Annotated in this window: 7 protein-coding genes; 6 read left to right on the top strand and 1 reads right to left on the bottom strand. The window is 68.1% G+C overall.

Annotated elements, in window-relative coordinates; translation table 11 throughout:
- Positions 1-149: 149 nt before the first annotated feature.
- Both T336_RS0100035 and T336_RS0100030 read left to right on the top strand, forming a co-directional pair.
- Positions 150-3,272 (top strand): bifunctional diguanylate cyclase/phosphodiesterase, encoded by a 3,123-nt coding sequence (locus tag T336_RS0100035; RefSeq protein WP_026431052.1) that lies wholly within the window; start codon positions 150-152, stop codon positions 3,270-3,272.
- Positions 3,273-3,282: 10 nt separating this feature from the next.
- Positions 3,283-3,618 carry a YnfA family protein gene (locus tag T336_RS0100030; protein ID WP_026431051.1) on the top strand — a complete coding sequence of 112 codons (336 nt, stop codon included), beginning with the start codon at positions 3,283-3,285 and terminating at the stop codon, positions 3,616-3,618.
- Positions 3,619-3,666: 48 nt separating this feature from the next.
- Here T336_RS0100030 and xopAP read toward each other — a convergent pair whose 3' ends face one another.
- On the bottom strand, positions 3,667-4,827 hold the full coding sequence (gene xopAP, locus T336_RS0100025; RefSeq protein WP_244883838.1) for a XopAP family type III secretion system effector: 1,161 nt from the start codon (positions 4,825-4,827) through the stop codon (positions 3,667-3,669).
- 342 nt (positions 4,828-5,169) lie between these two features.
- On the opposite strand from xopAP, the gene smc reads away from it, so the two are divergent.
- From smc to T336_RS0100005, 4 genes are all read left to right on the top strand, one after another.
- The gene (smc, locus tag T336_RS0100020) at positions 5,170-8,697 is read left to right on the top strand and encodes a chromosome segregation protein SMC (protein WP_026431049.1); all 3,528 of its coding nucleotides are present in this window, start codon (positions 5,170-5,172) and stop codon (positions 8,695-8,697) included.
- A gap of 66 nt (positions 8,698-8,763) precedes the next feature.
- Entirely contained in the window at positions 8,764-9,888 is a 1,125-nt protein-coding gene (locus T336_RS0100015; RefSeq protein ID WP_026431048.1) for a cell division protein FtsZ, read from the top strand.
- Between the two features lie 58 nt (positions 9,889-9,946).
- Positions 9,947-12,145, top strand: a complete 2,199-nt coding sequence (gene ligA, locus T336_RS0100010) for an NAD-dependent DNA ligase LigA (protein WP_026431047.1) — start codon at positions 9,947-9,949, stop codon at positions 12,143-12,145.
- Positions 12,146-12,446: 301 nt separating this feature from the next.
- The coding region (locus T336_RS0100005; protein ID WP_026431046.1) for a type VI secretion system Vgr family protein at positions 12,447-13,180 on the top strand (734 nt) is incomplete at its 3' end.

Below are 13,180 nucleotides of genomic sequence, written 5' to 3'. Positions count from 1 at the left end.
ATGGAGGCGGGATACATGATTGTCACAAAAAAGCCCAAACGGCCCCAGCTCGCAAAAACGGCGTTCCGTTGAAGCTATCCTCAGACGTTTCATCCCAACCCGCTGTGCCGCATCCACGTGCTCCGCGCGTGCTCCGTTTTCCGCCGCCCATGCCTTCGCCCCTCGCTTTGCGCCTGCCTGCACGGTTTCCGTGGCTGGGCATTTCCGCGGTGCTGCTGGCCCTGGGCGTGGGGGCCGGGCTCTGGCAGTGGCAGCGGACTTCCGTGGACACCATTGCGCAGGCGCGTTTCGAGCGCAAGGCGTCGGCGGCCACCGTCGCGCTCGATACCCATGTCGGGCGCTACCTCGGGCTGCTCACCGGGGTGCGCGGGCTCTTCATCGTCAATCCCCACCTGACCCGTGCCGAGTTCGACAATGCGTTGCGCGAGCTGCGGCTCTGGCCCCAGTACGCAGGTATCGTCAATCTGGCATTCACGCGCTACGTGCTGAACGCCGACAGGGCCGCGTTCGAAGCTTCGGTGCGGGCGGATGCCTCCCTGACCACCGACGGCATGCCACCGTTCGCCATCCGCCCGGAAGGCGATCGCCCGGACTACTACATCGCGGATTACGTGTGGCCGCGGTCGGGCAACATGGGGGTCGTCGGGCTGGACATAGGGGCCATACCTGCCACCATGGAGTCCGTGCGCTACAGCCGCGACAGCGGCAGCGCCATCGCTTCCGCTCCTTATGACATGCTGCAGGCCTCCGAGCACCGGGCCGCATTCAGCCTGCGCCTGCCGGTGTTCATCGACGGCGCAGGAGGCGGCCAGCGCTATGTGGGGTCCGTGGCGGCCGCTATACGGTTCCATGACCTGGTCAGCGCGCTGCGCGAGGAGGGGCGCCTCACGGGGCTGGGCCTGGGGGTGCAGGATGTCGGCTCGGTGCGGGGCGCGCTGCCCGCCGGCACCCGGACCATGCTGGAGCTGCCTGCCACGGCGTCCGGCGCGCATCGCTACGAGCGCGAACTGCAGATCTACGACCGGCGGTGGAAGCTGACCTTCGTTTCGCAGGACAGCTTCCTATCGCCCGCCGAGCAGGCGGTGCCCTGGCTGGCCGCAGCGGGAGGTGCGGTGACCACCTTGCTGCTCGTGCTTCTGGCAGCCTCCTGGCGCTGGCGCCACGCCGCGCTGAAAGATCCTTTCCAGACGCTGTTCGACCAGGCCGCGGTGGGGGTGGCGCAGGTGGATACCGCAACGCGGCGCTTCGTGCGCGCGAATGCGCGTTTCTGCCAGATCCTGGGCTATGAACCTCAGGAGCTGCTGGCCCTCACCGTGCGCGATGTGACCCACCAGGACGACCAGGCCGAGACCGAGGCCGTGATCGACCGCCTCGCGACGGGCGGGCAGCAGGAATACCGGTACGAGAAGCGCTACCGCCGCAAGGACGGCCAGATGGTCTGGGCGGAACTGCGCCTGGCGCCAATGCGCAACGACCGCAGGCAGCCGGCCCAGCACATCGCCGTGGTGCAGGACATCAGCGACCGCAAGCAAATGGAAGCGGCGCAGCGCGACAGCGAAGCGCGGCTGCGGCAGATCCTCTACCGTCTGCCGGTAGGGGTCTGCCTCGTCGCGCGGGACGGAACACTGAGCTTCCGCAACGAGCGCTTCGAGCAGATCTGCCGCCATTCCGACGCAGTGCCTTCCACGGTGCGCGAGTGGTGGGAGGCGGTGCAGCCGGACGCGCTGCGCCGGGAGCAGGCCATGGCGGACTGGGACGCCGCCTGCATTGCCGCGCGTGCCGGCGATGGTACGCTGCCGTCGCGCGAATACGCCATCACCTGCGGCGACGGCTCCGTGCGCACGGTGGACATGGCCGGGGTGTTGCTGGATGGTGCCTGCCTTATCACGATGGTGGACCTGAGCCAGCACAAGGCCGCGGAAGAGGAGATCCACTACCTGGCCTACTACGACCCCCTGACGCAGCTTCCGAATCGGCGGTTGCTGGTGGACCGGCTGCAGCAGGCACTGGCTGCCAGCGTGCGCCGCGGACGGTGCGGCGCGGTGCTCATGCTGGATCTGGACAATTTCAAGACCCTCAACGAGACCCAGGGGCACGAGCGCGGCGACATGCTCCTGCGCCAGGTGGCCCAGCGCCTGCGTGGCTGCGTGCAGAACGAGGATACGGTGGCACGGCACGGGGGCGACGAGTTCGTGGTGGTGCTGGAAGACCTGGGCCAGAGCCCGCAGGGCGCAGCTGCCCGGGCGGAGGAGATGGGGCAGAAGATCCTGGCGGCGATGCGCCATCCGTTCATGCTGGAGGGCGAGGCCCACCATACGACGCTGAGCATGGGCGTGACCGTGTTCCAGGGGGCGCGGGAGACGGTAGACGAGCTGCTGCAGCGCACGGACCTCGCCATGTACCAGGCCAAGGCCAGCGGCCGCAATGCACTGCGTTTCTACGATCCGCAGATGCAGGCATCGGTCGCTGCGCGTGCGGCCCTGGAAACCGACCTGCGGGACGGCCTGGGCCGTGGCGAATTCGAGCTGTTCTACCAACCCCAGGTGCACCACGGCCACATCGTGGGAGCCGAGGCCCTGCTGCGGTGGCGCCATCCGGCCCGCGGTTTCGTTTCGCCTGGCGAGTTCATTCCGCTCGCGGAGGAAACCGGGCTCATCCTCCCCCTGGGGGAATGGGTGCTGCGTGCAGCATGCGAGCGGCTGGCCCAATGGTCGCGCCATCCGGTGCTGTCCCAGATCAGCCTGTCGGTGAACGTGAGCGCACGGCAGTTCCACCAGGGCGGCTTCGTCGGGCAGGTGCTCGCGGCGCTGGCCGGCACGGGCGCGGAAGGGCGCCGCCTCAAGCTCGAGATGACCGAAAGCCTCCTGCAGCAGGACCTGGAAGACACCATCCAGAAGATGCAGCAGTTGCGCGCCTATGGCGTGGGGTTTTCCCTGGACGATTTCGGTACCGGATATTCGTCGCTGGCCTACCTCAAGCGCCTTCCGCTCGATGAGCTCAAGATCGACCAGAGCTTCGTGCGCGATGTGCTCACCGATCCGAACGACGCTTCCATCGCCCGGACCATCGTGGCGCTGGGCACCAGCCTGGGCCTGCGGGTCATCGCCGAGGGCGTGGAGACGGAGGCGCAGCGCGTTTTCCTGGAGCGCAACCATTGCCACGCCTGGCAAGGTTATCTGTTGAGCCGCCCGGTAAGTGCGGACGACTTCGAGCACCTGGTCCTGTCGTTCCCGCCAAAGGATGGTGCTGGCGCGCCTCCGGCAACGCACTGAGGTGGCAGGCGTGGCGGAACTCAAGACCCTCTTGCTGTACGCCGTGACGGCGCTGGCGGAAATCGCGGGGTGCTACCTGCCGTGGCTGTGGCTGCGCCAGGACCGCAGTGCCTGGCTCCTGTTGCCGGGTGCTGCGTGCCTGGCCCTGTTCGCCTGGCTGCTCACCCTGCATCCAGCAGCAGCCGGACGTGTCTATGCCGCCTATGGCGGGGTGTACGTGGCCGTGGCGCTGGGGTGGCTCTGGGCGGTGGACGGCATCCGGCCCGACCGCTGGGATCTCGCCGGCGCGGCGGTGACGCTGGCGGGCATGGCCGTCATTGCCTTCGCGCCCCGCGGCGCGGCCTGAAACCCGGGCACCCCGGCCGCGGGCTCCGGCGGTCGCGGCGGTTGCGCTTTAATCGAAGAGCGCCCGCAGCTCGCTGGCGGACATACCTTGGCCGATGGCCTGCTTCCAGGGCGACAGGTCGTGATTCGCCGCGGGATTCCAGCGGCTGGCGGGCCGGTCGGCGCAGGTGGCGATCATGGCATGGGCAAGGTCCGTGCGGTGCACGCGGCTGCCCTGCAGGTGCGACCACGCCGGGTGGCGCATGCCCAGCGGCATGGACTGGATGGGGTCCTGTTCCCGAACGAACTGGCGCAGCGCGAACCGCATTCCGGGATTGCTGCCCAGGCGCAGTTCCAGTGCCTCCTGGAATCTCCCCTCGATCCCGTCCGGTGCGATCCTGGGGGGATTGAACGCGTAGGTACTCACTTGGCCGTCGATTTCCTTGTGCCGCAGGAAGTTGGCGATGTCCACTCCCGCGAGAATGCCGACTGCCGCACCCAGGCTGTGGCCCGTCACCGAAACCGACAGCATCCGGCCTGCATCCCTGGCATCGGCTGCGCTGGTGGCCAGAAGCGACCGCAGCGTGCGCCCCCCCGCCCGGGATGCCCGGGCCTCTTCATGCCAGCGGTCCTGCCAGCCCATGCCCACGGCCCCGAGGGCCGGCAGATGATCGCCGAACGGATTGCGGTGCGGCCGTGTCCACTGGCTGCTGAAGTCGCAGAGCAGATCCTTGCGGTCGTCCATGCGCGTGCCGGAAAAGGCCAGGACCAGCACTTCGGCATCCTGCGTGGCGCCTTTCCAGCACCGCAGGGCGGGCGTGGACCATGTGGACTCGAAAACCAGTCCTCCCACGGCCGGAATCCGGCTGGAGTCCTCGGTGTAGGCATGGCCTGAAAGGGCGCGCATGCATTCGAGCACTTCGCGCCGCATCCGCTCCAGGGCCGCGGGAGAAATGGAAGCGTGGCCGCCGCCCTTGGCCGGGGCCGCCGGCAGGTCCACGCAGGCCAGCGCCTGGCCCAGATCCACCTGGGCCAGGTCGATGTCACCCGGAGGGTGTGCGACGCTGCGTGGCGGGGCCGGATGGGCCGGGCCAGGGCGAGCGGCGAACGGGTCATCGGCCATGCGCGGTGCGGCTCGGGGCGGCAGTTGCATGCCGTTCCCGGGAAGCCTGCGCTGCCGTCCCGCACCGAGGGGCGCAGCCTGCAGGGCAGGCGATGGCGACTGTGGCATGGTGGAGGGGCGTATGTTGCCCCGGGAGGAAAGGGGGGGGATGGTCATATCGGGCGGGTGATCGGGGGGATGCTGCAGGAACGCCGTGGTAGGGCGAATGCTTCCGTTGTTCTGCTTGGCGGAATTCAACGACAGACCGCATTGCAGCATCGGCATGCCAGGTACCGGCCCTGGCGGGCGAAGCACCGGTGGCACGCACGAAGCCCGAAACGGCTGGCGGGCCGGTGGGCCACGGTATCATCCGTCGCTGCCCGGCAGACATGGGAGGCTTTGCCGTCCCTCCGTTCCGGAAACTGCCTTGCCGCCCCTCGCCACGCTGCACCCACGCCTGCCGCCCCATCCGTGCGCCTCAATTCCATCAAACTCGCCGGCTTCAAGTCGTTCGCCGAACCTACGCATTTCGTGCTGCCGGGCCAGCTCGTAGGCGTGGTGGGGCCCAATGGCTGCGGCAAGTCCAACATCATGGATGCGGTGCGCTGGGTGCTCGGAGAGTCCAAGGCGAGCGAGCTGCGCGGCGAATCGATGCAGGACGTGATCTTCAACGGGACCACGCACCGCAAGCCCGCCAGCCGATCGAGCGTGGAACTGGTCTTCGATAACGCGGATCACCGGGCCGGCGGGCAGTGGAACCAGTACGCCGAGATTGCCGTCAAGCGCGTGCTCACGCGGGAAGGCAACAGCAGCTACTTCATCAACAACCAGCCCGTGCGCCGCCGCGACGTGCAGGACGTGTTCCTGGGCACCGGCCTGGGGCCCCGCGCGTACGCCATCATCGGGCAGGGAACGATCAGCCGCATCATCGAATCGCGTCCGGAAGAGCTGCGGCTTTTCCTGGAGGAGGCGGCAGGTGTCTCCAAGTACAAGGAGCGCCGCCGCGAGACCGAGAACCGCCTGGCTGACACGCGCGAGAACCTCACGCGCGTGGAGGACATCCTGCGGGAGCTGAACGCGAACCTGGAGCGCCTGGAGAAGCAGGCGGAAGTGGCGGCCCGCTACAACGCGCTGCAGTCGGACGTGACGCTGCGGCAGCACCAGCTCTGGTTCCTCAAGCGCGCCGACGCGGAAGCCGAACAGACCCGCGTTCGCACGGAAGGGCTGCAGGCGGTAAACGATCTGGAATCCCGCATGGCCGATCTGCGCCATGTGGAGGCGGATCTTGAAACCATCCGCCAGGCCCACTATGCCGCCGGCGACCAGGTCAACCAGGCGCAGGGCCGGCTCTACGAGGCGACCGCCGAGGTCGGCAAGCTGGAGGCTGAGATCCGGTACGTGGTGGAGGGCCGCCAGCGCGTTGAGCAGCGGCTGGCCCAACTGGCCGAGCAGATCGTGCAGTGGTCGACCCGCAAGGAAGAGGCCGAGGCCGAGATGGAGAACCTCGCCGGTGCCGGCGTGGATGCGGAGGAGCGCGCGGAAATGCTCGCTGCCCAGGTCGAAGAGCAGGCGATGCAGATGCCCGACCTCGAGGAGGCCCTGCGCCAGGCGCAGCAACGCTCCGAGGCGCAGCGCGCGACGGTGGTGCAGGTGCAGCAGCAGATCCAGGTGCTTGCCGCCGAGCAGCGCAGCCTGCAGGAACAGCGGCGCCAGGCGGAGTCGCGGCACGAGCGCCTGCGTGCCGACCGCAATGCGCTGGCGGCCCCTGACGAAGCGCGCCTGGCCAACCTGAACGGGCAACTGCAGGAGGCCGAGGAAGCCGCCGAAATGGCGGAGGCGCGGCAGTCCGAACTGCAGGACAGCGTGCCCCAACTGGACGAGGAGCGCCGCCAGCGGCAGCAGGCCGCTAACGCCGAAGGTGCCCGCCAGGCGGACCTGTCTGCCCGGCTGGAGGCGCTCAAGGCCCTGCAGGAGAAGGTCCGCACGGACGGCAAGCTCAAGCCATGGCTGGCCCGGCACGGGCTGGACGGGCTGCAGGGCCTGTGGAGCCGGCTGCACATCGAGCCCGGCTGGGAGAACGCACTCGAGGCCGCGCTGCGCGAGCGCCTGGGCGCGCTGGAGGTCGGGCGCCTGGATACCGTCCGAGGATTTCTCGGCTCCGGTGGGCAGGATGCACCTCCCGCCCGCCTGGCGTTCTACAGCGCGCCCTCCGCGGCAGGGTCGTCCGGCACGGCGCCGGCCGCGCCACGGCTGGCCGACCTGCTGCGGGTGCCGGAAGCCGGCCTGCGTGCGGTGCTGGAGGACTGGCTGCAGGGATGCCAGACGGCCGTCACGCTGGACGAGGCGCTGGACCGCCGCACGCAGCTGCGGCCCGGCGAGGCGATCTACGTTCCGGGCGGGCATGCGGTCAGTGCGCACGGCGTGAGTTTCTATGCGCAGGATTCGGAGCAGTCGGGCCTGCTCGCGCGCGCCCAGGAAATCGAGCACCTCGAGAAAGAACTGCGGGCCCAGGCACTCATCCACGAGGAATCGCGCACCGCGCTCGTCCGCGCCGAGGCGGCCTATGCGGATGCTTCGCAGCGGCTGGTGACGGCCCGGCGCGAAGCCACGGAAGCCCAGGGGCGGCGCCACGAGTTGCAGGTCGAGAGCCTGCGCCTGAACCAGCTGGCAGAGCAGGCCCGGGCGCGGAGCGAGCAGATCGGCGCCGATCTGGCCGAGGTGGAGGCGCAACTGGCAGACCTCCAGGAGCGGTCGGTGGCTTCCGAAGCGCGTTTCGAGGAGCTGGACATGCAGCTCGCCGACAGCCAGGAGCGCCATGCCCAGCTGGGCGACCGGGTGATCGAGGCCGAACGGCGCCTGAACGAGTGCCGCGAGCAGCAGCGCGCCCTGGAGAGGCAGGCGCAGGAAGCGACGTTCTCCCGCCGCAGCCTGGAAGCGCGGCGTGCAGAACTGGCGCGCACCATCGACACCGCGCGCACGCAGGTCGCCTCCCTGGAGGACGAGCGCCAGCGCGCGCAGGATGAGATGGGCCGCCTGTCTTCGGCGGCGGCGCAAGGGGGCCTGCAGCAGGCGCTGGAGCTGAAGATGGATCGCGAGAAGGCACTGGCCGCGCAGCGCAGCGAGTACGACGATCTCACGGCCCGCCTGCGCGCGAGCGACGAACGGCGGCTGGAGCTGGAGCGCGCTCTCGATCCGCTGCGCCAGCGCATCACCGACTTCCAGCTCAAGGAACAGGCCGCCCGGCTGGGCCTGGAGCAATACACCAGCCTGCTCGCGGACGCGCAGGCCGACCTGGACGCCGTGGCGCGCTCCATCGAAGAAGGCGGCGTGCGGGCCGCCGGCCTGCAGTCCGAGATCGATCGGCTCCACCGCGAGATCACGGCCCTGGGCGCCGTCAACCTCGCCGCGCTGGACGAATTGCAACTGGCCCGCGAACGCAAGACCTTCCTCGATGCCCAGACCGAGGACCTGACGCTGGCCATGAACACGCTCGAGGATGCGATCCGCAAGATCGATGCCGAGACGCGCACGCTGCTGTCCGGCACCTTCGAGACCGTGAACGGGCATTTCGGCCGCATGTTCCCCGAACTGTTCGGCGGCGGACAGGCGCGCCTCATCATGACCGGGGACGAAATCCTCGACTCCGGCGTGCAGGTGATGGCGCAGCCTCCGGGCAAGAAGAACCAGACCATCCACCTGCTCTCCGGCGGAGAGAAGGCACTGACGGCCATCGCGCTGGTCTTCGCCATCTTCCAGCTCAACCCCGCACCGTTCTGCCTGCTGGACGAGGTGGACGCGCCGCTGGACGACGCGAACACCGAGCGCTATGCCAAACTCGTCGCGAGCATGAGCCGCGGCACGCAGTTCCTTTTCATCAGCCACAACAAGATCGCCATGGAAATGGCCGAGCAACTCATCGGCGTGACGATGCAGGAGCAGGGGGTTTCGCGCATCGTCGCCGTGGATATGGAATCTGCGCTGTCGATGGCCGAGGCCTGATGTCCTACAGCAAATCCGCATGAAGCAGGGCAGCCGGCCACCGCGTTACATCGTTTCACTCACACCATGAGCAATTTCCAACTCGGCCTCATCATCGCGGGTGGCGTGGTATTGGCCATCGTCGTCGCCTACAACGCCTGGACTACCCACCGCAATGCGCCCAAGCGGGCCAGTCCCCAGGAGGGGCCAGATGCAGGCGGCGCCGATACGCTGGTGCGCCAGGAGCCGGGCTTCGACCTGCCTGCCGGACCGGCCGGCGGCCTGTCCCCGGGAGCGCCGCTGCCGGCATCCGCGGGCGAGGCTCCTCAGGGTGGCCATGCCGTGGACTGGCAGGATTCGCTGCAGATGCCCGTGCCTCCCGCTGAACGCAGGGGAGGGCTCGACCCACTGATCGATGCCATCGCACCGATCATTCCCGAACAGGTCGTCTCCGGCGATGCCGCGCTGGCCGCGCTGCCGACCACCCGCAGGGCCGGCAGCAAGCCGTTCGCCATCGAAGGCTTCAACGACGCGGCCCAGCAGTGGGAAACACCCGTGCCGGGCCAGCGCTACACCCAGTTCCAGGCCGGCGTGCAGCTCGCCAACCGGGTAGGCGCTCTCAATGAGATCGAGTTTTCCGAGTTCGTGCTCAAGGCCCAGGGCTTCGCGGATGCGATCAACGCCACGCCTGATTTTCCCGACATGCTGCACGAGGTCGCTCGCGCCCGCGAACTGGACCAGTTCGCCAGCGACCATGACGCGCAGCTGGCGTTCTGCCTGCGCGCCCGCCATGCGGCATGGAGCCCGGGCTACGTCCAGCAGAATGCGCTGCGCCAGGGCTTCACGGCCGGCGCCATGCCCGGCCGCCTGGTTCTGCCGGCCGGGGGGCAGGGTCTCCCGCCGGTGCTCACGCTGAGCTACGACACCCAGGCCGCGCTGTCGGAGGATCCCGAGCAGTCGGCCATCCGCGACATCACGCTCAGCCTGGACGTGGCACAGGTCCACCGCAGCGAGCAACCTTTCGCCCGCCTGCGGGAGGTGGCTGCGTCCCTGGGCCAGGCCATGGACGGCGTGCTGTGCGACCAGAACGGTACACCGCTGCCGGCCATGACCATGGACCCGATCGCCGCGGACCTGGAGCTGCTCTACGACAAGCTCGACAGCCGCGAACTGTCGGCCGGGTCGGTACTGGCGCGGCGGCTGTTCAGCTGAACATCGCACGGCGGCCCGGCGGCGGCCCGCCGTGCCCCTTTTCCGAAAGACGATCGCCATGGCCGAACATCCCGACCTGTTTTTTGCTCCTGACCAGGACAACCCCGAGGACCTGGGCCGCCGCGTCGCCGCGCTGCGGGCGCAGCTGCACCAATGGGCGCACCAGTACTATGTGCTGGATGCACCCACCGTACCGGATGCTGAATACGACCGTGTCTTCCAGGCCCTGCAGGCACTGGAGGCGGCACACCCCGAACTCGTCACGCCCGATTCGCCCACGCAGCGCGTGATCGGTGCGGTGATGGAAGGCTTGACGCCCGTTCGCCACACGGTACCGATGCTCAGCATCCGCACCGAGACCGACACCGAGGCCAGCGGCGCCGAGACATTCGACGCCCGCGTGCGCCGGGAACTCAAGCTCGCGCCCGATGCACCGCAGCTCGAATACGTCGCCGAGCCCAAATTCGACGGCCTGGCCATGAGCCTGCGCTACGAGAACGGCCGTCTGGTGCAGGCCGCCACGCGCGGCGATGGCGAAGTGGGCGAGGACGTGACCCACAACATCCGCACCATCCGCCAGATTCCCCTCACGCTGCCCACCGGCGGCGACAAGGGCGTGCCGCCGGTGCTGGAAGTGCGGGGCGAAGTCTATATGCGCCGTGCGGATTTCGACAGGCTCAACGAGCGCCAGCGCGAGGCCGGCGGCAAGACCTTCGTCAACCCGCGCAACGCGGCGGCCGGTGCGGTGCGCCAGCTCGACTCGGGCATTGCCGCGCAGCGGCCCCTGAGCTTCTTCGCCTATGGCCTGGGCGACATCACTCCGGCGGCAGAGGGGGGACCCGACTTCGCCACCCACTTCGACATGCTCCAGCAGCTCAAGGCCTGGGGGTTCCCGGTCGCCGCGCAGGTGCGGACCGCGCTGGGCGCGGCCGAGCTGGTCGCTTTTCACCGGGAGGTGGGCGAGAGCCGCGACCGGTTGCCCTACGACATCGATGGCGTGGTGTACAAGGTCAACAGTCTTGCGCTTCAGCGCCAGCTGGGTTTCGTGACCCGCGAGCCGCGGTGGGCCGTGGCGCACAAGTACCCGGCGCAGGAGATGGTTACCCGCGTGGAGGGGATCGACGTGCAGGTCGGCCGCACCGGCAAGCTCACCCCCGTGGCGCGGCTGGCTCCCGTCTTCGTGGGCGGCGTCACCGTCACCAACGCCACGCTGCACAACCTGTTCGAGATCCGCAAGAAGGGTGTGCGGGTGGGCGACCAGGTCATCGTGCGCCGCGCGGGGGATGTGATTCCCGAAGTGGTGGGCACGGTGCCGGCAGCCCTGCTGCCCGTGGCGGGCGCGCTGCAGGGCTCCGATGCCCTGGTGGACGCCGCTTCCGGGGCCGATGGCACGGCATCCGGGGCCGATGCTGCGCGTGCCGCACCGAGGTCGCCCTACGTGCCGAACTTCCGCATGCCGCGCCATTGCCCCATCTGTGGCAGCGCGGTCGTGCGGGAGAAAGGCGAAGCCAACCACCGCTGCACGGGGGGACTTTTCTGCCCGGCCCAGCGCAAGGAGGCGCTGCTCCACTTCGCCCAGCGCCGGGCCATGGACATCGAAGGCCTGGGCGAAAAGCTGGTGGACCAGCTGGTGGAAGGCCAGGTCATCCGCACCCTGCCGGACCTGTACCGGCTGGGCCTGGCGGCACTCAGCAGCCTGGACCGCATGGCGGAGAAATCCGCGCAGAACGTGCTGGCGGCCCTGGAAAAGTCCAAGCACACCACGCTGCCGCGCTTCCTGTTCGGCCTGGGCATCCGCCATGTGGGCGAAGCCACGGCCAAGGACCTGGCGCGTCATTTCGGCGGCCTGGATGCCATCATTGGCGCCACCGTGGAGCAACTGCTCGAGGTGAACGACGTCGGCCCCATCGTCGCGGAGGCCATCCACACGTTCTTCGCGCAGCCGCACAACGGCGAGGTGGTCGAGCAGTTGCGGGCCTGCGGGGTCACCTGGCAGGAAGGGCCACCCGCCGAGCGCACCACCTTGCCGCTGGCCGGGAAAACCTTCGTTCTCACCGGAACGCTGCCTACCCTGAGCCGCGAGGATGCCAAGGAGCGGCTCGAAGCAGCCGGCGCCAAAGTCGCAGGTTCGGTCAGCAAGAAGACACACTATGTCGTGGCAGGGGAAGAGGCCGGCAGCAAGCTCGCCAAGGCGCAGGAGCTGGGGGTGCCGATCCTGGACGAGGCGGGCATGCTCGCATTGCTGCAGGGCGGTTGAGCCAGGTTGCAGTGGTGGTGCCGTGGCGGGGCACAGGCCCGCCGCGGTTTCAGGACCTGTCCCACTTCCGCCGATCCTGTGTGAAACCGGGCAGCCTGTGAGCGCGGTTTGCTCGAATTAATCGCTCTATACGATCATTAAGCCGTTTTTATCAAATTGACGGCCGAGTATTCATTAATCGAATAGGTATAAGTCCAAATATTCCATGATTGCCGGCGGAGCAATCACGGCTATGATTTGGCGCTCGCACCATTTCCTGAAACAGGAAACAAATAATACTTTTAATACGTTTGGTTGCATCATGACACGTCGAGTCACCATTCAAACGCCGCTGGGCGATGCGCTGAATTTCCGGGAACTCAAGGGCCGGGAGGAACTGAGCCAGGTCTTCAGCTTCGACATCGACCTGCTGAGCGAGGACAAAAGCATCGATCCCAAGGCGCTGCTGGGCAAGAGCGCCACGGTGGTGGTGGAGACCGAAGGCGGCGGCCGGCGCTACCTCGACGGGATCGTCACGCGCTTCGGCACGCAGGGGCAGGACCACCGCTTCTACGCCTACCGCCTGCGGCTGCAGCCCTGGATCTGGCTGGCCTCGCGCAAGAGCGATTTCCGGATATTCCAGAACAAGAGCGTGCCCGACATCATCGAGGAGGTGCTGGGCGTGTACGGATATCCGATGGAAAAGAAACTCAGCCGCAGCTACCGCACGTGGGAATACTGCGTGCAATATGACGAGAGCGACCTGCAGTTCGTCTCGCGGCTGATGGAGCACGAGGGCATCTATTACTACCACCAGCATGCGCAGGGCCAGCATACGCTGACGCTGGCCGACGACATCGTGGCCTCGCACCAGCCGCTGCCCGGGGCGGCCACGATTCCCTTCTATCCGCCCGAGAAGTCGGCGACGGCGGACCGCGAGAACATCCACGCCTGGGAGCTGCACGAGGAGATCCACTCGGGCCGCTTCTACAACGACGACTACGACTTCAAGAAGCCCAAGGCGGACCTGGCGAACATGCGGCAGATGCCGCCGGG

This window comes from Paracidovorax oryzae ATCC 19882, assembly GCF_000687165.1.
GTDB classification, from domain to species: Bacteria; Pseudomonadota; Gammaproteobacteria; order Burkholderiales; family Burkholderiaceae_C; genus Paracidovorax; species Paracidovorax oryzae.
This window is presented reverse-complemented; position numbering and strand designations above follow the sequence as displayed.

Bases quoted from the DNA above. Each gene is read 5' to 3' on its own strand.
- ligA (WP_026431047.1), top strand. From the start codon at position 9,947: ATGGCCGAACATCCCGACCTGTTTTTTGCTCCTGACCAGGACAACCCC.
- xopAP (WP_244883838.1), bottom strand. From the start codon at position 4,827: ATGCCACAGTCGCCATCGCCTGCCCTGCAGGCTGCGCCCCTCGGTGCG.
- T336_RS0100035 (WP_026431052.1), top strand. From the start codon at position 150: ATGCCTTCGCCCCTCGCTTTGCGCCTGCCTGCACGGTTTCCGTGGCTG.
- T336_RS0100015 (WP_026431048.1), top strand. From the start codon at position 8,764: ATGAGCAATTTCCAACTCGGCCTCATCATCGCGGGTGGCGTGGTATTG.